This is a genomic window from Nocardioides sp. NPDC059952, from assembly GCF_042730435.1.
GTDB lineage: Bacteria > Actinomycetota > Actinomycetes > Propionibacteriales > Nocardioidaceae > Nocardioides.
This window is the reverse complement of sequence record NZ_JBHWLY010000048.1, coordinates 22,648-45,896: the sequence shown is the minus strand read 5'-3', so window position 1 is coordinate 45,896 and position 23,249 is coordinate 22,648. Positions and strand designations below refer to the sequence as shown.

Here is a 23,249-nt window from a genome sequence, read left to right as displayed (position 1 = left end):
GCCCCGCGCCCGCGCCCACTCCCCCCCCCCGAATGGTTTGTCCCGGCGCCCGCGCGGTATGTTGGGCCCCACCAACGACCACTTCCCCCCCCCACAACTACCGATTCGGCTCGCCATTTATGCGGTTTCGGCGAGGGGTTACCAGCCGGGCGGGAGGCGGTGGTCCCAGAGGGCGGCGTCTTCGATCTGGGCCGCGAGGGACAGCAGGAGGGGCTCCTCGGCGGGGCGGGCGGCGAGCATGACCCCGACCGGGAGACCGGACGGGGTCCAGTGGAGGGGCAGGGAGATGGCGGGCATGCCGGTGACGTTCCAGGCGGAGGTCCAGGGGGTGAACTCCTTCTGGGCCTGGAAGTCGCGCGCGGGGTCGGCATCGTCGCGGATCTCGCCGACCTTCGGGGGCGGGGTGGCGAGAGTCGGGGTGAGCACGGCGTCGTAGGGGGCCAGCGCCTCGAGCGCCCCGGCGGCGAAGCGACGCAGCTCCGCGATCGCCAGTCCGAAGGCCGGACCACTGACCGCTTCCCCCTGCTCGGTGAGCCAGCGGGTCAGCGGCCGGATCTGCGACCGCTGTTCGGGCGTCAGGTTGACGACCGACATCGCGGTGCCGACGGCCCAGACCGTCTCGAAGACCGCGACCGCCTCGACCGGCAGCGGCCGTGGGATGTCGACGATCTCGTGGCCCAGCGACTCCAACAGGGCGGAGGCGTTCTCCCAGGCCGCGACGCACTCGACGTCGACCGAGGTCGGGGCGATCAACGGCTCGATGAACCGGGCGATGCGCAGCCGCCCCGGCGGCCGCTCGCACGCGTCCAGGAACGGAGCGGGCTCCGACGGAGCCCAGAAGGGATCGCCCGTACGCCGCCCGGCGAGCACGTCGAGGAAGGCCGCCGCGTCCCGCACCGACCGAGCGATCGGACCGGCGGTGGCGAGTCCGGCCGCGTCGCCGTACATCGGGGACGGGGAGATCCGCCCACGAGTCGGCTTGAGGCCGACCAGCCCGCAGCACGACGCCGGGATCCGGATCGAGCCGCCGCCGTCGGAGCCCTGCGCGACCGGAACGAGCCCGGCGGCGACCGCCGCGGCAGCACCCCCGGAGGAGCCACCGGCGATCCGCGTACGGTCCCAGGGGGTGACGGCAGGCGGCGCCACATCGGGCTCGGTGTAGCAGGGCGAGCCGAACTCGGGGGTGTTGGTCTTCCCGAGGGAGATCATCCCGGCCGCCTCGATCGAGAGCGTCACGTTGTCGGAGACGTCGGGGACGAAGTCGGCGAAGACCGCCGACCCGAAGGTCGTACGCACTCCGCGGGTGAGGTTGAGGTCCTTGATCGCGGTGGGTACGCCCCACAGCGGTGAGGCGCCGACCGGCTTCACCGCGAGCTCCCGAGCACACGTGGAGATCCGCTCCTCAGCCACCGTGACGAAGGCACCGACATCGTCGAGCCGGGCGATCCGGTCGAGATAGTGCTCGGCGATCTCTCCCGGGGAGACCTCGCATCGATGCAGCAGCTCTCCCTGTTCCAGGGCGGTCAGATCATGAAGCTCGGCCACCCCTGCAGGCTAACGCCACTCGTCCTCGAGCATCGCGTAGTGCACCAATGTCGTCCACTCGCCCTTGAACCACTCGGCCTCACGCTCGACCGCCTCCTTGCGCATCCCGAGCCGCTCGATCACCCGCGCCGAGGCCTCGTTGCGCTCGTCGACCCTGGCGGTCACCCGGTGCAGGCCGAGTCCGTCGAACGCCAGGCCCAGCAGCGCCCGTGCGGTCTCGGTGGCGAAGCCACGGCCGCTGAACTCGGGGTTGAAGGCGTAGCCGATCTCCCCCGAGCGCTGCTCCTTGCTGTGCCAGAAGAGCACCACGTCGCCGATCAGCCGGCCCTCGTGCTCGACGGCGAGGCAGAGCACCTCTCCCTCCTGGCGCAGGACGGAGAGGCGCCTCTCGGGTGCGTACGCCTTCCGCAGCTGCTCGCGGTCACGCGGCACCGGCGGGATGAAACGGCACACCTCCTCGAGCGAGAGATAGGCGTGCAGGTCGTCAAGGTCGCGCTCGACGTCGATCGGGCGCAGCGCCAACCGTTCGGTGGTGACCGGGTAGTCCGGCGCCAGCGCCGGCTCGGCGAGCTCCTGGAAGACACTCAGATGCAGACCCGCCGGCCCGTCGAGACGGGCGTTGAGGGACTCCCACGGCGTGCGGGTGGGCGGCGCGACGAGCGCGGCACCGCCATCGACGAGCCGGGAAGCGACGGCGGCGGAGTCCTCGACCTCGAACGCCACCCGTACGTGGCCGGCGGCCGGACGACCGACCTCGACCTCGTCGATGTAGGCGTGCTGGGCGGAGTTGGCGAGCTCGAGCGTGGCCCGGCCGGCGTCCAGGATCGTCACATGAGCCTCACCGGGCCCGGAGAACGCGGCCTCCTCCGGCAGGCCGAGGGTGTCGCGGTAGAACGCCACCGCCTCTGCGTAGTCCTTGGCCTCGACCACCAGACGGAGCTGCTTCACCGGTCCACTCATGCCCGAAACGTACGGCTGAATCGCTCTTCGCGCACGCGATAAATGACGAAGGGCAGGTCTCCCCCGCGGACCTGCCCTTCGATGCCTCCTGGATGGGGATCAGGCGGCTGCGGGCTCGAATCCCGCAAGCTTCGCGACGGCCTCGGTGAAGCGGGCCTGGGCGTCAGCGTCGGTGAACACGTCGATCTCGTGGACCGGCTGGGAGACGATGGCGTCCTCGACGACGATGGCGCCGCCGATGCCGGCCGAGCGGGCGGCGTCGGCGTGGGACCACTTGGCACCGTAGGGGGTCGGGGCGACGCCGACGACGGAGAGGATCTTGCCCTTGAGCACGCCGGCCGCGTAGGGGCGCGAGAGCCAGTCGATCGCGTTGTTGATGACGGCGGGCATCGTGCCGTTGTACTCAGGGGTCACGATGAGGACGCGGTCGGCCTCGTCGATCACCTTGCGGAGCTGGCTCACGGCCTCGCCCGGGTCGGCCTCGAGGTCCTCGTTGAAGAACGGCACGTCCGCCAGCCCGTCGACGATCTCCAGGACGACACCATCAGGCGCCTCGGCGACCAGCTTCTCGGCGAGCTTGCGGTTGATGGAGTCGGCGCGCAGGCTGCCAACGAGTACGGCGATACGGGTGTCGGTCACGGGTTCTCCTCGTAGGACACGGAAAGTTCAATGTTGAAGTGTCCAACGTCCTCGCGGCGGAGGTTCATTCCGTGACAGCGGCCTCCGGGAGTGTGGTCTCGCCCACATGCCGGCGCAGCCCGAAGGTGAGCCCGTCGACCAGGGCCTCCCACGACGCCTCGATCACGTTCGACCCGACCCCGACCGTCGTCCACGGCGTCGAGCCGTCGGAGGTCTCGATCAGCACCCGGGTCCTCGCGTCGGTGCCGTGTCCCTGGTCGAAGAGCCGCACCTTGAAGTCGATCAGGTCGAAGTCGGCGACCACCGGGAAGGCACGCGTGATCGCGGCCCGCAATGCCTGGTCGAGCGCATTGACCGGGCCGTTGCCCTCGCCGGTCGAGACGTGACGTACGCCGTCGGCGTGGATCTTGACGATCGCCTCGGTCGTCGAGGCGGCCTCGTGGCCACCACCGCGGGCCTCGGAGATGACCCGCCAGGACTCGACCTCGAAGAAGGAGGGACGGGAGCCCTCGACCTCCTCGATCAGGAGCAGCTCGAAGGAGGCGTCGGCCGCCTCGAAGGTGTAGCCACGCTGCTCGGCCTCCTTGACCCGATCGGTCACCCGAGTCACCAGGTCGCGATCGTCGGAGAGGTCGTAGCCGAGCTCGCGTCCCTTCAGCTCGATCGAGGCCCGCCCGGCCATGTCCGAGACCAGCAGCCGCATGTCGTTGCCGACGCCGGCCGGGTCCATGTGCTGGTAGAGGTTGGGGTCCACCTTGATGGCGGAGGCGTGCAGCCCGGCCTTGTGGGTGAACGCGGAGGCACCGACGTACGGCTGCCGGCCTGCGGGCGGCACGTTGGTCACCTCGGCGACCGCGTGGGCGACGCGGGTCGCCTCGCCCAGCAGCCCCGTCGGCAGCACCTCGCGGCCCAGCTTCAGCTCCAGGTTGGCGACCACGGAGACGAGGTCGGCATTGCCCGTACGCTCCCCGTAGCCGTTGATGCAGCCCTGGACGTGCATCGCGCCGGCGTCCACGGCGGCCAGCGAGTTGGCGACCGCACACCCGGTGTCGTTGTGGCAGTGGATCCCGACCGCCCCCTGGGTGGCGGTGCGGACATCGTGGACGACGTCGGCCACCCAGCCCGGAAGCATGCCGCCGTTGGTGTCGCACAGCGCGACCACCTCGGCGCCCGCGTCGTAGGCCGTCCTCAGCACCTCCAGGGCGTAGTCGCGGTTGGCCCGGTAGCCGTCGAAGAAGTGCTCGGCGTCGAGGAAGACCTGCTGGCCCTCCTCGCGCAGGTGGGAGACCGTGTCGCGGATCATCGCGAGGTTCTCCTCGAGCGTGGTGCGCAGCGCGAGCTCGACGTGGCGGTCGTGGGACTTGGCCACGAGGGTGACGACGGACGCGCCGGAGTCGCGGAGCGCGGCGACCTGGGGGTCGTCAGCCGCCCGCACCCCGGCCCGGCGGGTCGACCCGAACGCCGCCAGCCGCGCGTGCTTGAGATCGAGCTCGGAGACGGCCCGCTTGAAGAACTCGGTGTCCTTCGGGTTCGCACCCGGCCAGCCGCCCTCGATGAACCCGACGCCCAGGCCGTCGAGGTGCCGGGCGATCGCGAGCTTGTCGGCGACGCTGAGGTTGAGGCCCTCCTGCTGCGCACCGTCGCGCAGGGTGGTGTCGTAGACGTGGAATTCCATGGCTCTTGTGTCCTCGGGTCGGCCTGGGGCTGGGCAACAAAAAACCCTCTCGGGAACGAGAGGGTGGCGCGTCGGGCAGGTGCTCGACGCGCTAGCGAATGATGATGACGTGGGTCGTCATGGCCCCGATACTGCCACGAAATCTCCTCCCGTGGGACGAGCGTCTCACCAGCCGAGGAGCTCGACCCACCACGGCTCGTCGCCGCCGGAGAACTGCGAGCCCTCCTCGGAGAGGGTCTGGATCGGGAAGAGCGCCAGGGTGACGACCACGGCGAACCCGAGGATCCACGGCACCCAGCGCGCCGAGATCCGGTGGACCGCCTTGGTCACCGGGTCACGCAGCCGGTCACGTCCGGACCCGGTCCACAGCGCGACGACGAACGCCAGGCCGGCGAGTCCCAGCGCCGCCTCGAGGGAGAGCTGCAGGGCGAAGCCGATCAGCACCGCCGCCACCACGAAGCCGAAGCCCCACACCCCGACGACGAACGTCTTCGGGAGCGAACGGACCAGCCGCCACGGGGCGCCGATCAGGAGCCGGGGCGCGTCGTGCCACTTGCGGCCGCGATACCACCGCCAGCGGCGCAGGTCTCCGGCTGCGAGAGTGCCGGCGCGGATCAGCCAGGCGGCGCCGAGCACAGTCCAGAACCCGATGCTCGGGAACGCCGCGATCACGCCGACCGCGAAGGCGAGCAGACCGAGCCAGAGGGCCCCGCGGCGCAGCTTCTCCAGGCGCTTGTTGGGTGGCGGAGCGATCTTCGCGACGGGCGGGAACGGCGCGGCCGGGGTGGTGGCCTTCTCCCGCTCTGCCCGGTCGCTCAGCGAGAGCTGCTCGACCGGCCGGTGCACGAACGGCCGGCGCGGCGTACGCAGCCACTCACGCACCTCGTCCAGCGTCGGGCGGTCGGCGGGGTCGGGTGAGAGCGCCTGGCCGAGCAGCCCGCGCAGCGGCTGCGGCACTCCCTCGAGGTCGTGCTCACCGCGCCGGGCGCGGTCCATCAGCTTCATCGCGTTGCCCTCGCCGAAGGGCGGGCGGCCGGTCGCTGCGTACGCCACCACGGAGGCCCACGAGTGCACGTCCGAGGCCGGGGTTGCCGGGTCGCCGACGGCGATCTCGGGCGGAAGGTAGCCGGGCGTGCCGATCAGCAGGCCGGTGACGGTGATCTTCGGGTCGTCGGTGACGCGGGCGAGCCCGAAGTCGATCAGGATCGGGGTGCGCCCCTCGACGATGATGTTGGCCGGCTTGATGTCGCGGTGGAGGACACCGACGGCATGGCAGTCGGCGATGCCCTCGGCCAGATCGCTGGCCAGCTGCTCGACCTCCTCGCGCGAGAGCACACCCTCGTTGACGATCTTGTCGTGCAGCGTCGGTCCCGGCACGTAGCGGGTCGCCAGCCAGGGCACCTCACCCCACGGGTCGGCGCCGACCACGCCGGCCACCCACCTGCTCCGCACCCGCTGCAGCGAGGAGACCTCGCGCGCGAGCCGATGGCGGCCCTCCTCATCCCCCACGAACTGGGTGCGCAGCACCTTCAGCGCCACCCGCTCACCGCTCGCACGGTGGCTGGCCAGGTGGACCCGGCCCATCCCGCCCTGCCCCAGCAGGGAGAGCAGGTCGTAGTCACCAACGGTGTCCCGTTGGTTCGCCGGGAGACGGCGAGGGGCTGTCGTCACGTGACAAACCTTATCGGCCGCAGCCGACACCCGGCCGAGACGTCACGTACGTCGGCCGAGGCGTCGCTCCCGCAGGCCGAGGCGTCACCTGCGTCGGCCGAGATGGCACCGGGGTGCCACCTCGGCCGACCGGGGTGACGCTTCGACCTGCGTGCCTGACGCCTCGGCCGACGCGAGTGGCTTCTCGGCCTGCGGGGTCAGACGATCTTGCGCATCCAGCCGAAGGTGTCCTCGGCGCGGCCGAACTGGATGTCGACGAGCTGCTTGCGGATGGTCTTCCAGACCTCGCCGTCACCGGCGGAGGCGATGGAGCCGCCGTTGTGGACGAGCTCGCCGACCGGGGTGACGACGGCGGCGGTGCCGCAGGCGAAGACCTCGGTGATCTCGCCGGACTCGACGCCGGCCTTCCACTCGTCGATCGCGAACCGGCGCTCCTCGACGGTGTAGCCGAGCTTGCCCGCGAGCTCGATGATGGAGGCGCGGGTGATCCCCTCGAGGATGGTGCCGGTCTCGGGGGTGACGATGCGGCCGTCAGCGTGGACGAAGTAGAGGTTCATGCCGCCGAGCTCCTCGACGTACTTGCCCTCCTGCGCGTCCAGGAACACCACCTGGTCGCAGCCGTTGGCCGAGGCCTCGGCCTGGGCGACCAGGGAGGAGGCGTAGTTGCCGCCGGTCTTGGCCGCACCCATGCCGCCGCGGCCGGCGCGGGTGTAGTCCTCGGTGAGCCAGATCCGCACCGGCTTCACGCCGCCCTTGAAGTAGGAGCCGGCGGGCGAGGCGATGACCATGTAGGTCACGTGCTGGGCCGGGCGCACGCCGAGGAACGACTCCGAGGCGAACATGAAGGGCCGCAGGTAGAGGCTCTTCTCGTCGGTCTCGGAGGCCTCGGGCACCCACCGCTGGTCGACCTTGACCAGGTCGAAGACGGTCTGCACGAAGTCCTCGATGTCGAGGACGGGCAGCGCGAGCCGCTCGCTGGAGCGGGCCATCCGGGCGGCGTTGGCCTCGGGACGGAACGACCAGATCGAGCCGTCCTCGTGCCGGTAGGCCTTCATCCCCTCGAAGATCTCCTGGGCGTAGTGCAGCACGGCTGCCGACGGATCCAGGCTGAGCGGTGCGTACGCCTCGATGCGACCGTTGTGCCAACCCTGTTCGGGCGTCCACTCGACGGTGAGCATGTGATCGGTGAAATGGTTGCCGAAGCCTGGGTTCGCCAGGACCTCCGCGAGCTGCTTGTCGGTGGCCGGTTGGGTCGACAATGTGGTGCTGATCTCCATGACCATGAGATTAGTCCTGTTCTGCGAGTGCTGTGCCATTGCGGCAGGGGTAAGTGATGAGGACAGACGAAGGGCCGGGCGCAGAGTTCTCTGCGCCCGGCCCCTTCGGGGGATGAGCGTCTAGCCGGCTACGCGGGCGGCGATCGCGTCGCCTACCTCGGAGGTCGTACGTGGCTCGGTGCCGCGCTCGGAGAGGTCGGCGAGCACGGCGGCGTCGATGACTGCGGCAGCCTCGGGGTGACCGAGGTGCTCGAGCAGAAGGGCCCCGGACAGGATGGCCGCGGTGGGGTCCGCCTTCTGCTGGCCGGCGATGTCGGGGGCGGAGCCGTGGACGGGCTCGAACATCGAGGGGAACTCCCGAGAGGAGTTGATGTTGCCGGAGGCGGCCAGGCCGATGCCGCCGGTGATGGCAGCGGCCAGGTCGGTGATGATGTCGCCGAAGATGTTGTCGGTGACGATCACGTCGAAGCGGCTCGGGTCGGTGGCGAGGAAGATCATCACCGCGTCGATGTGGAGGTAGTCCACGGTGACGTCGGGGAACTCCTCGGCGACCTGCTGGGTGATCCGCCACCACAGCGAGCCGGCGTTGACGAGCACGTTGGTCTTGTGGACCAGCGTCAGCTTCTTCCGCGGGCGCGCCTGGGCACGGGCGAAGGCGTCGCGTACGACCCGCTCCACGCCGTAGGCGGTGTTGACCGAGGTCTCGGTGGCGACCTCGTGCGGGGTTCCGACCCGCATCGCGCCACCGTTGCCGGTGTAGAGACCCTCGGTGCCCTCGCGCACCACGACGAAGTCGATCTCGCCCTTGTCGAGCACGGCCGGCGACAGCGGGGAGGTCGCCCCCGGGAAGAGCCGCGACGGGCGCAGGTTGACGTAGTGGTCGAGCTCGAAGCGGAGCTTGAGCAGCAGGCCGCGCTCCAGGATGCCGGGAGGCAGGTTCGGGTCGTTGGGCTTGCCGCCGACCGCACCGAGCAGGATGGCGTCCTGCTCCTTGATCTCAGCGAGCACGGAGGACGGAAGCACCTCGCCGGTGGCGAGATAGCGCTCGGCGCCGAGGTCGTAGCGGGTCTGCTCGAACTTCACCGGTGAAGCGACCTCGAGCACCTTGAGAGCCTCGGCAGTCACCTCCGGTCCGATGCCGTCGCCGGGGATCACTGCGAGGTTGGTCGTAGACATACGGCGAGACTAGTTGTCGTCGGGCAGCTGGCCGCCGTTGTCCCGCAGGTCGAGCGCCTGCTGGACCGCGGCGATGGTGTTCTCGACGCTGTGCGGGTTGTCGGGGTCGTGGCTCGCCGGGCCCCACTCGCGGCCCCGCTCGTTGTAGTCGGCGGGGCTCTCGGGGTACATCGCGTACATGGCTTCTTCCTTCACACATCGGGTCAACAGAGGGTGTGGGAGAGAAGCCGGGGTCTTTGGGAAGACGGAAGCCACCGCGACGAGGTGGCTTCTCCTGCGGTCGTTACCGCCGGGCCCCGTCGCGGCACTCGAGTACGAGAAAAATGCTCCGCATGGTGAACTGACGGTAACCCGAGATGTCTCTTCCGTCATCGAATCTGGACCAAAGGTCCGACATCCGAGACACACATGCGGGTAAGTCGTCGGGACATCGGGAAGACTGGTCCTGTGAGCGCACCTCCAGAGCTTCCTGACATCGTGACCCGTGCCTTCGACGTCTCCCGTCGAGCGGGCTATGTGTCGTTCTGCCGCAACGAGACCGGGCGGCTGCTGGCGACTCTGGCGGCCACCCGGAGCGGCACGATGGCGGAGTTCGGCACCGGGTGCGGTGTCGGCACCGCGTGGCTGCGAAGCGGCGTACGCGGCAAGGCCGCTCAGATCGTCTCCGCCGAACTCGACGAGCACCTCGCCAAGGAGGCCGCCGAGATCTTCGCCGATGACGCGCAGGTCGAGGTCATCGCCGCCGACTGGGGCATCCTGCGCGACCGCGGCCCGTTCGCGCTGCTCTTCCTGGACGCCGAGACCCCTGGCGGGGTCTCCCCCGACCAGCTCTCCGACCTCGTCGAGGAGGGTGGCATCGTCGTCATCGACGACCTCATCCCGACCGACCTGTGGCCGCCGATCGTCTACGGCCGCGTCGACAGCCTGCGCGAGTCCTGGCTCACCGACGAGCGTTTCACCACCGTCGAGGTCATGGTCGCCGCCGACACCAGCGTCCTGCTCGCCACCAAGCGCTGAGGCTGCCCGGGATGCTCACCGAGTTACCTCGGTGAGCATGCGCTTCCTTCGTGGAGTTCCGCGAGGAGAGCGCGCGCAGACCGAGTTACCTCGGTGAGCATCCCGCCCGCCGACCTAGTCGAAGAGCTCCTGGGCCAGGAAGTGACCTGACTTCGGCGCCCGCGGGACGGCGAAGATCGCCGACCCGACGTGCGCGATGTACTCGTTGAGCAGGTCGACACGTCCGAGCTTGCGCTGCAGGTCGACGAAGGTCGCGGGGTCCTTCATGTAGGCGATGAAGAAGAGCCCGGCGTCGAGCTGGCCGAACGAGTTCAGCCCGTCGGTGAAGTTGTAGCCGCGGCGCAGGATCTTGGTTCCCCCGTTGTTCTCCGAGGCGGCCAGGGCGACGTGGGAGGTCGGGTCGATGACCGGCTCGCCGTCGCGTACGGCCTTGAAGTCCGGGGTGTCGAACTCCTTCGTACCGGTCAGCGGAGCGCCCTCGGCCTTGTCGCGGCCGATGGTGACGTGCTGGGTCTGGATGGTGGTGCCGTCCCAGACCTCGATGTCCATGTTGATCTTGCGGGTGACCAGATAGCTGCCGCCCCGCATCCAGGCCGGCTCGTCCTCGTCCACCACCCAGACGAACTCGTCCAGGTCCTCCTCGGAGGTGATGTTGCGGGTGCCGTCCTTGAGACCCATCAGGTTGCGCGGGGTCTTCTGACCCTTGCCGGCCGAGGCCCGGCCGAAGCCGAGCACCGTCCAACGGGTGGTCACCAGGCCGCGTCCGATCCGGATCAGGTCACGGATGGCGTGGTAGGCCACCTGCGGGTCGTCGGCGCAGGCCTGCAAGGCCAGGTCGCCGCCGCACAGCTCCGGCTTGAGCTCGTCGGCGGGCAGCCGCGGGATCTCGGCCAACAGCTTCGGCCCCTTCCCTGCCAGGCCGAAGCGGTCGTCGAAGAGACCGGGCCCCAGACCGAGGGTGACGGTGAGCGAGGCCGGCGAGAGGTCGTACGCCTCCCCCGTGTCCTGCGGCACGCCGTTGCTCCTCGTCGGCTCGACGGATCCGACCGGGTTGCCCTTCATCATCGTCGCCATCGCGGCCGACCAACGCGCGAAGAGGACCTTCAGCTGCTCCGTGGTGGTCCCCTCTACGACGTCGAGGGACATGAAGACCAGGTGCCGCTGCGGCGGGGTGGCGATGCCGACCTGGTGGTCGCCGGTGTAGAAGTCGTACGCCTTGGAGAGGTCGAGCCCGTCGGAGGCCGATGCTTCGGCAGGCGAGACGGCGCGGCCGCCGAGGAAGCCGACCGCCGCCCCGGCCGCGACGCCGCCCCCGGCGCCCGCGGGGAGCCCGCGCCGGGAGAAGCCCTTGCCTTCGGTGGACATCAGGCCGTCGCTGCCTTCTCCGCCAGGCGTCCGAGCACGTCCTGCAGCGACTGGACGGTTGCGGAGAGCTTCTTGCCGTCGGAGGCCTTCAGCTCGGCGGTGTAGGCCTGGTAGCCGCCCAGGGCCGCGGGGTCCTTGTAGCCCTCGAGGTCGTCGGTCACCGCGGTGAACCGCTCGTCGATGGTCGCGACCAGCTCGGCGTCGATCTTCTCCAGCCCCGGACGAAGGGCGGCGTAGGCCTGCTGGGCACCCTCGACGTTGTTGGCGAAGTCGACCAGGTCGATGTGGCTGTAGGCCTCCTCCTCGCCGGTGATCTTGCCCGACTGGACCTCCTCGAGCAGCGCGGCGGCGCCGTTGGCGAGGTCCTCGGGCTTGAACTCCAGCGTCTTGCCCACCTCGGCGAGCTTGGTGACGTTGGTGACCAGGTCGGCGGCGTACGTCTTGGTCTGGTCGGTGATCTTCTTCGCCTCGAACAGGTCGCGCTCGACGGCGTGGAAGCCGCTCCAGCCGACCGCCTCGTCGAGGTTGGAGGCGCGCATGTCGATCAGATAGTCGAGGTTGCCCTTGTTGTCGGTCGGGTCGAAGCCGTCCATCACGAAGCCCTCGACGTCAGACTCGATCTTCTCGTAGAAGGGGCGGGCGTCGGCGTAGGCCTTCTGCGCGGCGGCCACGTCGCCGGAGTCGACGGCCTTCTGGAGGTTCTCGACGCCGGTGATCATCGCGTCGAGCTGCGTGTTGACGTAGGTGGTGTAGTCCTTCGCACCCGCGGCGAGCAGCTCGGCGGTGTCGCCGGTCGGGGCGGCGGCGGCCTCACCGGTCACCGTGAAGGGGATCCGCTCCTCGGCGGCGCCCGGGCAGTAGAACTCGTAGTCGCCACCACCGAGGGTCAGGGTGAAGGAGGCACCGGGGAGGCCGGGAGCGAGATTCTCTTTCTCGCCGAGGATCTTCTGGCCATCCATCAGCTCGACCTCGGTCACACCAGCGGCCGACTCGTTGGTGACCGTGAAGGTCACCGGCCCGGCGGCGGCGGTGTCGGTGTCGAGCTCGCAGGCGTCACCGGCGGAGCCGCTGACCAGCTTCACTGCGACCTGGCCGGCGCCCTTCTTCTTCGGCGACGCCGAATCGTCGGAGTCGCTGCCACAGGCAGCCAGCCCGGTGAGGCACAGCGCGGTGAGTGCTGCAACGGAGATCGCCTTACGCGACATGGGTGGTTCCTTCCACTGATGACTCCTGGCCCCGTTCGCGGCCGGGGTCGTTGACGGCCGGCGGTTCTGTGCCGCGGCCGGACCTGCGCAGGGACTGCCACAGCAGCAGCCCCGCGAGGACGATGAGGGCGACCGGCACCCAGTGCTTCCACAGCAGCCGGTCGTGGGCGGCCCGGTCCGCCTCGGCAATCTTCTCGGTCAGGTCCTTCGCGTAGGTCTCCTCGACCTGCAGCACCGCCCCGTCGACGGTGAAGGTGCGCGGTGAGGTCAGTCCGCCGGACTCGATGGTCAGCACGAGCTTGCCGGAGGTGCGTACGTCGACCAGACCGTCGTCACGAGTCAGCACCGTGTGACGGGTGGTGTCGGTCCAGCGGGCCTCGTAGGGGCCCGGGGCGGTGTTGAGGTTGAGACCGACCGGGATCCGGCCGCCGGTGTAGGTCAGCAGGTCCTGGGCGGTGAGCGTGGCCGGCAGCTCCCCGGAGCCCTCCGCGTACCAGGCGGTGTCCGCGGTGCCGGTGTGATCGGACGGGTCGGCCAGCTCGATCTTCTCGCTGTCCGCGGTCAGGGTCGCCCGGTCGCCGGTGACGGCCAGCACCGCCGTACGTCCGTCCGCCAGCGGGGCCTCGCGAGGCACCTCGACGCTCGGTAGCGGCACGAGGAGGAAGAGGGCGGCCGCGCTGACGATCGCGACGACGGCGCCGCCGATCCGCAGCCGTCGGGCGAGCGTGGTTCCTGGCCGCAGGTGTGCGGGCAGGAGGAGCATCGCGAGCATCGGCACCAGGTAGGCGAACCAGCCGAGCACCTCGATCACCCGCGGGTCGGCGGGGATGCCGAGGATCCCGGTGATCAGTGCCGAGCGCACCGAGCCGTTGGGGATCAGCCCAGACAGGTCGACGGTGGCGCCCTGGCCGACGGTGACCCAGCCCGCCTCGTGCCCGGTGCGCAGCGCGAACATCACCAGACCTGCCGCCACGAAGACCAGAAACACGCCGGTGACCTGGAAGAACACCTTCAGGTTGAGCCGCAGGCCGCCGGCATAGATCCCCCAGCCGAGACCGATCGCGATCGCCAGCCCGAGCAGTGCGCCCAGGATCGCGGCGGGGGCGCTGGTGGCGTTCTGGATCGTCGCCAGCAAGAAGACCGAGGTCTCGAAGCCCTCGCGCAGCACGGCCAGGAAACCCATCACCGCCATCGCGGCCAGCGTCCCCGTGCTCAGTGCGGCGGCGGCCGCCTGCTCGAGGTCACCCTTCAGCGTGCGGGCGTGGGTGTGCATCCAGCGGATCATCCCGGTCACGAAGACGATGGCGATCACGCCGATCACGCACTCGAGCATCTCCTGCTGCCGCTGCGGCAACGCCTGCTCGAGGAGCCGCAGCGCGACCCCGACGGCGATGCTCAACCCGATGCCGGCACCGACACCGATCCACAGCCCACGCAGCGGGGCGCCGTTACGGCGCAGGAAGGTGGCGATGATCGAGACGATCAGCGCCGCCTCGAGCCCCTCGCGCAGGCCGATGACGAACGTTGGCAGCATTCCCGCAGCGTAACCTTAGGCAAGGCTCACCTTGTAGCCCGGGACCGAGATTTGTCCCTGGTCAGATCGCGCAGCCGTCGGGGCCGCAGGCGTCGCCGTCACCGACGATCGTGAGGGCCGGCTTCGTCTCGGCGTGGACCTTCTCCAGGAGCTGGCTGAACAGGTCGGTCGGCTGAGCGCCGGAGACGCCGTACTTCCCCTCCACGACGTAGAACGGCACCCCGGTCGCGCCGTAGGCGCGGGCCTGGTCGATGTCGGCCTGCACGTCGCCGGAGAACTCCTCGCCCGCGAGCACCTCGTCCACGCGGCCGGCGTCGAGACCGACGTTCACCGCGGCCTCCTTCAGGACGGCGTGGTCGCCCATCGACTCACCGCGGGTGAAGTACGCGGCGAGCAGCTCCTCCTTGAGCACGGCCTGCTTGCCCTCGGCCTTGGCCAGGTGGAGCAGCCGGTGGGCGTCGATGGTGCGCGCGTGCGGGGTGTCCTCGTGACGGAACTCCAGGCCGGCTGCGGCGGCGGGGACGTTCGCCCGCTTCATCAGCTCACGGGCCTCGTCCACGGAGGCGCCGAACTTCTTCGCCAGGGCCTCGACGGTCGTCTCCACCGGCACCTGCGGCGCGGTCGGGTCGAGCTCGAAGGAGTGGTAGACGATCTCGACGTCGTCGCTGTGCTCGAAGCGCTCCAGGGCTTCCTCGAGGTGGCGCTTGCCGATGTAGCACCAGGGACAGACGACATCGGACCAGACATCAATACGCATGTGGCGAGAACGTTTCGTTCGGTACGAAACATTCCGCAGCGGACCGCTGTGCCTCATGAGCAGGGCCCCTGAGACGGTCTCAGGGGAGATCAGGGGAACGGCCTAGAACCGACCAGGGATCCGCCAGGGTTCTGCCCGAAGCGCCAGGGGACCGAGTGCGACGAGGCTCGGAGCATGATCCAGATCGATGCCCTCTCCAAGAGGTACGGCAGATTCACGGCCGTCGACAACGTGACCTTCACCGCCGAGCCCGGCCGGGTGACCGGCTTCCTCGGCCCCAACGGCGCCGGTAAGTCCACGACCATGCGCATCCTGGTCGGACTCACCGATCCGTCCTCCGGCAGCGCACACCTGCTCGGCCGTCACTTCTCCCAACTGCCCAACCCCGGTCGCGAGGTCGGGGTGCTGCTGGACGCCTCGGCCCAGCACGGCGGGCGCACCGGCCGCGAGATCCTCACCCTGGCGGCCCGCACCATGGGACTGGCGAAGTCCAGCGTCGCCGAGACCCTCGACCGGGTCAGCCTGACCGAGGAGGAGGCCGGGCGTCGAGTACGCAACTACTCCCTCGGGATGCGGCAGCGGCTCGGGATCGCGACGGCCCTGATCGGCGACCCCGAGGTGCTGATCCTCGACGAGCCGGCCAACGGCCTCGACCCGGCCGGCATCCGCTGGATGCGCGACCTGCTGCGTGGCCTCGCCGACGACGGCGGCACCGTGCTGCTCTCCTCGCACCTGCTGCACGAGATCGAGGTGATCGCCGACGACATCGTGGTCATCGGCAACGGCCGGATCGTGGCGCAGGGCACCAAGCAGGAGCTGCTCGCCAGCGGCGAGACGTACGCCCGTTCCAGTGATCCCACCTCACTCGGCCGGGCGCTCCAGCGGGTCGGCCACACCGCCGAGATCACCACCGAGGGGGCCGTCCTCAGCGACGCCGACCTCACCACCGTCGGCCAGGTCGCCTTCGACACCGGGCTCGTGCTGACCGAGCTCCGCGCCGCCGACGGCGCCGGGCTGGAGGAGATGTTCCTCCAGCTGACCGCCGAGACCCAGCGCGACCACCTCGAGACCCCGGAAGGGCTGCACTCATCGAAAGGAAAGGCAGCATGAGCACCACGACCCTCGCCCCTGAGCCGGCCACCCCGGCCGGACGCAACCCCGAGGCGGTACGCCGCCGCGAGCGGGCCGTGCCCGCCCCGATCCCCTTCGGCCGGATCGCCGGCATCGAGCTGCGCAAGATGTTCGACACCCGCTCGGGGTTCTGGCTGATGGCCAGCCTGGTCGTGCTCTCGCTGGCCGCGACCGCGGTGACGATCATCTTCGTCGACGCCGACAACCTCGACTACGAGGGCTTCGCCAGCGCCTGGGGAATGCCGATGTCGGTGGTCCTGCCGATGATCGCGGTGCTGGCGGTCACCAGCGAATGGAGCGCCCGCAGCGCCCTGACCACCTTCACCCTGGTGCCTGGCCGCGGGCGCGTCATCGCTGCGAAGGCGCTCGTCACCGCCGTGATCGGCGTCGTCGCCATCGCGGTCGCGGCGGCCGTCGGAGCGCTCGGCTACCTCGGTGTGGCGGCCGTCATGGACCTCGACCCGGTGTGGAACATCTCCTTCACCGAGCTCGCCCAGGTGACCCTGGCCAGTGAGATCGGCATGTTCATGGGCTTCATGCTCGGCACGATCTTCCGCAGCTCGCCGGCCGCGATCGTGGCGTACTTCGTCTACGCCCTCGTCCTCCCCGGCGTCTCCTCGGCGCTCGCCTCGACGAACACCTGGTGGGCCGAGCACGCCACCTGGTTCGACCTCAACTGGGCGACCATGAACCTCTACTCCGAGATGACCGACAAGATGTGGGCCCAGCTGGCCGTCGCCGGCCTGATCTGGCTCGTGATCCCGATGCTGGTGGGCCTCCGCCTCGTCCTCAGGTCCGAGGTCAAGTAAATCGCCGAGTCGGCGCATCCTGACCACAAATCCAGCCGAGTCGGCGCGTTAGAACGCGCCGACTCGGCGTGGGTTTTCGGTCAGCGGGCGGCGCTGCCCTCGGTGTAGTCGTCGTCGGACTGGCTCCACGAGAAGTGGGCGCGGAGGGTCTTGCCGGTGGCCTCGATCGGGTGACCGGCCTCCTCCTCGCGCAGCTTCTTGAACTCGGCCGCACCGTTGTCCTGGTCGGCGATGAAGCGGGCGGCGAAGGAGCCGTCCTGGATCTCGGCGAGGATCTGCTGCATCGTCTCCTTGACGGCGGGGGCGATGACGCGCGGGCCGGAGACGTAGTCGCCGTACTCAGCGGTGTCGGAGATCGACCAGCGCTGCTTGGCGATGCCGCCCTCCCACATCAGGTCCACGATGAGCTTGAGCTCGTGAAGCACCTCGAAGTAGGCGATCTCGGGCTGGTAACCGGCCTCGGTCAGCGTCTCGAACCCGGCCTGGACCAGGTGGGACACGCCGCCGCAGAGCACGGCCTGCTCGCCGAAGAGGTCGGTCTCGGTCTCCTCGGTGAAGGTCGTCTTGATGACACCGGCGCGGGTGCCACCGATGCCCTTGGCGTACGACTTCGCGAGGTCCCACGCGGAGCCGGAGGCGTCCTGCTCGACGGCGATGATGTCCGGGATGCCCCGGCCGGCGACGTACTCACGACGCACCGTGTGGCCCGGGGCCTTCGGGGCGACCAGGATCACGTCGACGCCCTCGGGCGCCTTGATGTAGCCGAAGCGCACGTTGAAGCCGTGGCCGAACACGAGGGTCTTGCCGGCGGTCACGTGGGGCGCGAGCTGGTCGTTGTAGAGACCACGCTGGTGCTGGTCGGGGGCGAGGATGACGATCACGTCGGCCTCGGCGGCGGCGTCGGCCGGCGCGAGGACCTTGAAGCCCTCCTCCTCGGCCTTGGGGGTCGACTTCGAACCGGGCTGCAGGCCGATGCGCACGTCCACACCGGAGTCACGCAGGTTGAGCGCGTGGGCGTGGCCCTGGCTGCCGTAGCCGATGACGGCGACCTTCTTCGCCTGGATCAGCGAGAGGTCGGCGTCGTCGTCGTAGAAAATCTCAGCCACGAGGGCTTCTCCTTAGAGGTTGTGTTTGTTGGGGTTCAGACCGCGGAAGGCGGAGCCGGCACAGCCACGGATCGCAGGCTGCGCTCGGAGATCGACCGGGAGCCACGGCCCATGCCGACCATGCCGGACTGGGAGAGCTCACGGATACCGAAGGGTTCGATGACCCGGAGGAAGTCGTTGAGCTTCCCGGTGTTGCCGGCCAGCTGGACGATGACGGTGTCGGTGGACACGTCGACGACCTTGGCCCGGAAGAGCTGGATGGTGTCGAGCACCTGGCTGCGGGTCTCCGTGGTGGCGGTGATCTTGACCAGCATGAGGGCGCGCTGGACGCGCGTCTCGGGCTCGAGCTCGACGATCTTGATCACCTCGACCAGCTTGTTGAGCTGCTTGGTGACCTGCTCGAGGGGGGTGTTCTCGAGATTGACCACGACCGTCATGCGGGAGAGCTCGTCGTGCTCGGTCGGCCCCACCGCGAGAGATTCGATGTTGAAGCCGCGGCGCGAGAAGAGCGCGGCCACACGGGCCAGGACGCCGGGCTTGTTCTCGACCAGGACGCTCAGCGTGTGCTTGCCGCCGGTCTTCACGGGCTGGATGCTCATCACAGGTCGTCCTCGTCGAACTCGGGCGCGAGGTCGCGCGCGTACTGGATCTCGTCGTTGGAGGAGCCGGCGGCGATCATCGGCCACACCATGGCGTCCTTGTTGACCCGGAAGTCGACGACGACGGGCATGTCGTTGATCTCCATGGCCTTCTCGATGGTCGCGTCGACGTCCTCGGCGGAGTCGCAGGCCAGGCCGACGCAGCCCATGGCCTCGGCCAGCTTGGGGAAGTCGGGGATGCGCTTGGGCTGGCCGTGGGACTGCAGGTTGGTGTTGGAGTAGCGCTCACCGTAGAAGAGCGTCTGCCACTGGCGCACCATGCCGAGGTTGTCGTTGTTGATGATCGCGACCTTGATCGGGATGCCCTCGATCGCGCAGGTGGCCAGCTCCTGGTTGGTCATCTGGAAGCAGCCGTCGCCGTCGATCGACCACACCGTGGAGTCCGGGCAGCCGACCTTCGCGCCCATCGCGGCCGGGACGGAGTAGCCCATCGTGCCGAGGCCACCGGAGTTGATCCAGGTGTTGGGGTGCTCGTAGCCGATGAACTGCGCGGCCCACATCTGGTGCTGGCCGACACCGGCGGTGAAGATCGTGTCCTCGCCGGAGATCTTGCCGAGCCGCTCGATGACGTACTGCGGTGAGAGACCGTCCTCGGGGATGTCGTAGCCGAGCGGGTAGGACTTCTTGATCCCGGCCACGAACGCGACCCAGCCCTCGTAGTCGCCCTCCTTGCCGGCCTCCTTCTCAGCGGTCAGCACCGCGATCAGGTCGGTCAGGACCTCACGCACATCGCCCACGATCGGGACGTCGGTGTAGCGGTTCTTGCCGATCTCGGCCGGGTCGATGTCGGCGTGGATCACCTTCGCGTGAGGCGCGAAGGAGTCCAGGTTGCCGGTGACGCGGTCGTCGAAGCGGGCACCGAGGCTGATCAGCAGGTCGGACTTCTGCAGCCCCGCGTTGGCGGCGACCGTGCCGTGCATGCCCGGCATGCCGAGGTGCTGCGGGTGGGAGTCGGGGAAGGCGCCGCGCGCCATCAGGGTGGTCACCACCGGGATCCCGGTGAGCGTGGCCAGCGCCAGGAGCTCGCGGTGGGCGCCGGAGCGGATCGTGCCGCCACCGACGTACAGGACCGGCTTCTTGGCCTCCAGCATCAGGCGCGCCGCCTCGCGGATCTGCTTGGCGTGCGGCCTGGTCACCGGGCGGTAGCCCGGCAGGTGGAGCTCGGTCGGCCACCGGTAGGTGGTGGTGGCCTGCAACGCCGACTTGGTGACGTCGACGAGGACCGGACCCGGCCTCCCGGAGGAGGCGAGGTGGAAGGCCTCAGCGACCCGCAGCGGGATCTCCGCCGGGTCGGTGATGAGGAAGCTGTGCTTGGTGACCGGCATCGTGATGCCGCGGATGTCCGCCTCCTGGAAGGCGTCGGTGCCGATCATCGCCGCGCCGACCTGGCCGGTGATGGCCACCATCGGCACGGAGTCCATGTTGGCGTCGGCGAGCGGGGTGACCAGGTTGGTCGCGCCCGGGCCGCTGGTGGCCATGCAGACCCCGACCTTGCCGGTCGCGGCGGCGTAGCCCTGGGCCGCGTGGCCGGCGCCCTGCTCGTGACGTACGAGGATGTGGCGGATCTTCGAGTCCATCAGCGGGTCGTACGCCGGAAGGATCGCTCCTCCCGGAATGCCGAAGATGTTCTCGGCACCCGCTGCTTCCAGCGACTTGATCAGGCTCTGTGCGCCTGTCATCTGCTCGCTCATGTCCGCCGTCCTACTCATCGGAGCTTCTACTCATGGGCTGTACTCGGTTGTCTGGCTTGGGCTGCTCGTGCAACAAAAAACCCTCCGGCCCGGCGGGCAACGGAGGGAGACGCGTCGTCTGGGGCCAGTGGCTCCTAGGCGACGCGCCTGATAAGTACGAGAATGCTGTTCAGCATGCCCACACGTTAACCCCATGTGTCGCGCCGTGTCACCTCACCCTATCGCGCGTCCCATGATCTGAGATCACCGTCCCAGTATCTGTCAGTCGCTCGGTTGGATCTCAGGGTTCTCACCGAGGCGGCCGGCCCGCGGGGATCGCTAACCTGGACGTACGAAGTGGTTCTCGGGTCCGTCCTGTGGAGGCGACGATGTCGACCGACGAGAAGCACAGATCCGCGTGGCTGCCGCCCCGCTGGTTCATCCGCGCCGCGTGGTGGTTCCACCGCCGGCTGTACGCCGCGGGCGGAGCGCGATTCCTGCGCCGCCCGACCGCCGAGCGGGCCGGCATGCTCCGGCTGACCACGACCGGGCGCCGCACCGGACAGGAGCGCTCGGTGATCGTGTCCTACGTCCCCGACGGGTCGAGCTACGTCACGCTGGCGATGAACGGCTGGGCCGACCCGCCGCCCGCCTGGTGGCTCAACCTGCTGGCGAATCCCGACGCCGTCGCCGAGACGGTCGAGGAGGGCACGCAGCGGGTGCACGCCCGCGAGGCGACCGGCCCTGACCGGGAGCGGCTGTGGGAGCTGCTCGCGGCCAGCGACGACGGGTGGGGCGAGCTGGACGACTACGCCGTCCGGCGCTCGCACCCCACTCCGGTCGTGGTCCTCGAGCTCTCAGACCAGGCCGAGCCGCTCGCGCAGGAAGGTCCAGGCGAAGGCGGACAGGTGGGCTGACTGGGCGTTGTTGGCGGCACCGCCGTGGCCGCCCTCGATGTTCTCGTAGTAGGTGACGTCCTTGCCCGTGGCCGCCAGGAGCGCGGCCATCTTGCGGGCGTGGCCGGGGTGGACGCGGTCGTCCTTGGTCGAGGTGGTGAGCAGGACGGGCGGGTAGGTCGTGGCAGCGTCGAGCAGGTGGTAGGGCGAGAACGTCCGGATGTACTCCCACTCCTCCGGCACGTCCGGGTCGCCGTACTCGGCCATCCAGCTCGCCCCGGCGAGGAGGTGCGAGTAGCGCTTCATGTCCAGCAGCGGCACCTGGATCACGACCGCACCGAACAGCTCGGGGTAGAGGGTGAGCATGTTGCCGGTCAGCAGCCCGCCGTTGGAGCCGCCCTGGATCCCGAGGTGGCTCGCGTCGGTCACCCCGGTCTCGACCAGGTGGCGGGCGACCGCGGCGAAGTCCTCGTAGGCCTTGTGCCGGTTCTCCCTCAGCGCCGCCTGGTGCCAGGCCGGGCCGTACTCCCCTCCCCCGCGGATGTTGGCGACGACGTAGACGCCACCCTCGCTCAGCCACGTGCGGCCGACGCCGGCGGAGTAGCCCGGGGTCATCGGGATCTCGAAGCCGCCGTAGCCGTAGAGCAGCGTCGGCGCCGGGCCGTTCGCCCTGCCCTCGAGGGCGGCGTCCGTCCCGACGATGAAGTAGGGGATCCGGGTCCCGTCCGCCGAGGTGGCGAAGCGCTGCTCGGCGCGGAGTCCGTCGGTCTCGAACCAGGACGGCGCCGACTTGAGCGGCTCGATCGTCGCGGCACCGATGGTCGTCAGTCCGTACGTCGTCGGGGTCAGGTAGCCGCTGGTGACGACCCAGACCTCGTCGGACTCGACCGCGTCGACGGCACGGGTGCCGACCGCGGCCACCGGGTCGGTCGCGGGGAAGTCGGAGCGCGTCCACTCCCCCGCAGCCGTCGGAGTCAGCACGTGCAGCCGGTTCTTGACGTCCTCGAACACGTTGAGGACCAGGTGGTTGCGGGTCCAGGTCGCCCCGGCGAGCGAGGTCTTCGCGGTGGGCTCGAAGAGCACGGTGAGGTCGCGCTCACCGGCCAGGAACCGCTCCGCGTCGCTCGCGAGCAGCGAGCCGGCGGCGTACGTCGTGCCCGCGACGGTCCACTCCTCGCGGAGCTCGATGACCAGCCACTCGCGGTGGAAGCCGGCCTCGGCGGAGTCCGGGATGTCGAGCTTGGTGAGGGTCTGCTCGGGGGTGCCGGGGTCCGTGGCGACGTACGTCTCGGACTTGTAGAACGCGATCGAGCGGCTGACCAGGTCGCGCTCGAAGCCGGGCGTGTGGATGCGGCGGGCGGAGATGTACATGTCCTCGTCGGTGCCCTCGTAGACCACCGCCGCGTCCTCGAACGGGGTGCCGCGGCGCCACAGCTTCACGATCCGCGGGTAGCCGCTCGGGGTCAGCGATCCCGGCCCGAAGTCGGTGAAGACGTAGACCGCGTCGGGGCCGCACCAGGAGAGCGCGCCCTTGGCGCCGCCCTGCTCGACGGCACGGGTGAAGCCACCGTCCTCCGGCGTCACGAACGCCTTCGTGACCAGGTCGAACTCCCGGGTCACATCGGCGTCCGAGCCGCCCGGGGAGAGGTCGACGAGCACCTTGCGCCACGGCTCGCCCGGCTCGGGCCGGAGAACCGAGGCGCCGTGCCAGACCCAGCTCTCCCCCTCCTCGGCGGCGAGCGCGTCGAGGTCGAGCAAGAGCTCCCACTCGGGGTCGTCGGTGCGGTAGGAGTCCGGCGTGGTGCGCCGCCAGATGCCGCGCTCGTGGTCGGCGTCGCGCCAGAAGTTGTAGAGATGCTCACCGAGGCGTGAGACCTCGGGCACCCGGTCGTCGGAGTCGAGCACTTCGAGGATCTGCGCCTCGATCTTGGCGAAGACGGGATCGGCACCGACGCCCGCGTGGGCCTCCTCGTTGCGGGCCCGCACCCACGCCAGCGCATCGACCCCCTCGACCTCCTCCAGCCAACCGAACGGGTCGTTCGCACTCGGGTCCAGCGGGGTCGTGATGCTCGGCTCGGAGGTCATGCCACCGCCTCCGTAGGGCAGGGCAAAGAGTACGGATGCGGTGGCCTGACGTTTGTCGTCGTTCGCTGGCGC

The 23,249-nt window shown here is 69.6% G+C and carries 20 protein-coding genes; 4 read left to right on the top strand and 16 right to left on the bottom strand.

All coding sequences use genetic code 11. The features are described from left to right. Positions 1-138: 138 nt before the first annotated feature. The 8 genes from ACFV9G_RS20350 to ACFV9G_RS20315 form a co-directional block, all read right to left on the bottom strand. Complete coding sequence (locus ACFV9G_RS20350; RefSeq protein WP_378729352.1) at positions 139-1,545, bottom strand: amidase; 1,407 nt, start codon at positions 1,543-1,545, stop codon at positions 139-141. 9 nt (positions 1,546-1,554) lie between these two features. After that, a complete protein-coding gene (locus ACFV9G_RS20345) occupies positions 1,555-2,505 on the bottom strand; it encodes a GNAT family N-acetyltransferase (RefSeq protein WP_378729351.1) in 951 nt (316 codons plus the stop codon). 99 nt (positions 2,506-2,604) lie between these two features. Then, positions 2,605-3,144: an NADPH-dependent FMN reductase gene (locus tag ACFV9G_RS20340; RefSeq protein WP_378729350.1), complete on the bottom strand. Its 540-nt coding sequence runs from the start codon at positions 3,142-3,144 to the stop codon at positions 2,605-2,607. Positions 3,145-3,208: 64 nt separating this feature from the next. Next, positions 3,209-4,819 (bottom strand): citramalate synthase, encoded by a 1,611-nt coding sequence (gene cimA / locus ACFV9G_RS20335; protein ID WP_378729349.1) that lies wholly within the window; start codon positions 4,817-4,819, stop codon positions 3,209-3,211. Between the two features lie 165 nt (positions 4,820-4,984). Further along, complete coding sequence (locus ACFV9G_RS20330) at positions 4,985-6,490, bottom strand: protein kinase (RefSeq protein WP_378729348.1); 1,506 nt, start codon at positions 6,488-6,490, stop codon at positions 4,985-4,987. Between the two features lie 197 nt (positions 6,491-6,687). After that, positions 6,688-7,767, bottom strand: a complete 1,080-nt coding sequence (locus tag ACFV9G_RS20325; protein ID WP_378729347.1) for a branched-chain amino acid aminotransferase — start codon at positions 7,765-7,767, stop codon at positions 6,688-6,690. A 120-nt stretch (positions 7,768-7,887) separates the two neighbouring features. Further along, positions 7,888-8,943 (bottom strand): 3-isopropylmalate dehydrogenase, encoded by a 1,056-nt coding sequence (locus ACFV9G_RS20320; protein ID WP_378729346.1) that lies wholly within the window; start codon positions 8,941-8,943, stop codon positions 7,888-7,890. A gap of 9 nt (positions 8,944-8,952) precedes the next feature. Then, entirely contained in the window at positions 8,953-9,123 is a 171-nt protein-coding gene (locus tag ACFV9G_RS20315) for a hypothetical protein (RefSeq protein WP_176884072.1), read from the bottom strand. 267 nt (positions 9,124-9,390) lie between these two features. Between ACFV9G_RS20315 and ACFV9G_RS20310 the strand changes: the two genes are divergently transcribed. After that, a complete protein-coding gene (locus tag ACFV9G_RS20310; RefSeq protein WP_091049459.1) occupies positions 9,391-9,960 on the top strand; it encodes an O-methyltransferase in 570 nt (189 codons plus the stop codon). 114 nt (positions 9,961-10,074) lie between these two features. Here the strand turns inward: ACFV9G_RS20310 and efeB are convergent, their stop codons facing one another. The 4 genes from efeB to ACFV9G_RS20290 form a co-directional block, all read right to left on the bottom strand. After that, positions 10,075-11,325 (bottom strand): iron uptake transporter deferrochelatase/peroxidase subunit, encoded by a 1,251-nt coding sequence (gene efeB / locus ACFV9G_RS20305; RefSeq protein ID WP_378729345.1) that lies wholly within the window; start codon positions 11,323-11,325, stop codon positions 10,075-10,077. Further along, entirely contained in the window at positions 11,325-12,530 is a 1,206-nt protein-coding gene (efeO, locus tag ACFV9G_RS20300; protein ID WP_378729344.1) for an iron uptake system protein EfeO, read from the bottom strand. Before efeO ends, efeB begins: the two co-directional genes overlap by 1 nt. Continuing rightward, positions 12,520-14,064: an iron uptake transporter permease EfeU gene (efeU, locus tag ACFV9G_RS20295; protein ID WP_378729343.1), complete on the bottom strand. Its 1,545-nt coding sequence runs from the start codon at positions 14,062-14,064 to the stop codon at positions 12,520-12,522. The genes efeO and efeU overlap by 11 nt, the downstream gene beginning before the upstream one ends. 61 nt (positions 14,065-14,125) lie before the next feature. After that, on the bottom strand, positions 14,126-14,821 hold the full coding sequence (locus tag ACFV9G_RS20290; protein WP_378729342.1) for a DsbA family oxidoreductase: 696 nt from the start codon (positions 14,819-14,821) through the stop codon (positions 14,126-14,128). A gap of 174 nt (positions 14,822-14,995) precedes the next feature. On the opposite strand from ACFV9G_RS20290, the gene ACFV9G_RS20285 reads away from it, so the two are divergent. Next, a complete protein-coding gene (locus ACFV9G_RS20285) occupies positions 14,996-15,931 on the top strand; it encodes an ABC transporter ATP-binding protein (RefSeq protein WP_378729341.1) in 936 nt (311 codons plus the stop codon). Next, the gene (locus tag ACFV9G_RS20280) at positions 15,928-16,761 is read left to right on the top strand and encodes an ABC transporter permease (protein ID WP_378729340.1); all 834 of its coding nucleotides are present in this window, start codon (positions 15,928-15,930) and stop codon (positions 16,759-16,761) included. Before ACFV9G_RS20285 ends, ACFV9G_RS20280 begins: the two co-directional genes overlap by 4 nt. 80 nt (positions 16,762-16,841) lie before the next feature. Here ACFV9G_RS20280 and ilvC read toward each other — a convergent pair whose 3' ends face one another. The 3 genes from ilvC to ACFV9G_RS20265 are packed head-to-tail and all read right to left on the bottom strand — an operon-like array spanning position 16,842 to position 20,217. Further along, positions 16,842-17,867: a ketol-acid reductoisomerase gene (gene ilvC / locus ACFV9G_RS20275; RefSeq protein ID WP_378729339.1), complete on the bottom strand. Its 1,026-nt coding sequence runs from the start codon at positions 17,865-17,867 to the stop codon at positions 16,842-16,844. 35 nt (positions 17,868-17,902) lie between these two features. After that, the gene (ilvN, locus tag ACFV9G_RS20270; protein WP_141792540.1) at positions 17,903-18,466 is read right to left on the bottom strand and encodes an acetolactate synthase small subunit; all 564 of its coding nucleotides are present in this window, start codon (positions 18,464-18,466) and stop codon (positions 17,903-17,905) included. Continuing rightward, positions 18,466-20,217: an acetolactate synthase large subunit gene (locus tag ACFV9G_RS20265; protein ID WP_378729338.1), complete on the bottom strand. Its 1,752-nt coding sequence runs from the start codon at positions 20,215-20,217 to the stop codon at positions 18,466-18,468. Before ACFV9G_RS20265 ends, ilvN begins: the two co-directional genes overlap by 1 nt. 368 nt (positions 20,218-20,585) lie before the next feature. Between ACFV9G_RS20265 and ACFV9G_RS20260 the strand changes: the two genes are divergently transcribed. Further along, entirely contained in the window at positions 20,586-21,113 is a 528-nt protein-coding gene (locus tag ACFV9G_RS20260; protein ID WP_378729337.1) for a nitroreductase/quinone reductase family protein, read from the top strand. On the opposite strand, the gene ACFV9G_RS20255 is transcribed toward ACFV9G_RS20260, so the two are convergent. Further along, positions 21,054-23,177, bottom strand: coding sequence for a prolyl oligopeptidase family protein (locus tag ACFV9G_RS20255; RefSeq protein ID WP_378729336.1), 2,124 nt, complete (start codon positions 23,175-23,177; stop codon positions 21,054-21,056). The two genes, ACFV9G_RS20260 and ACFV9G_RS20255, sit on opposite strands and share 60 nt — an antisense overlap. Positions 23,178-23,249 lie beyond the last annotated feature (72 nt).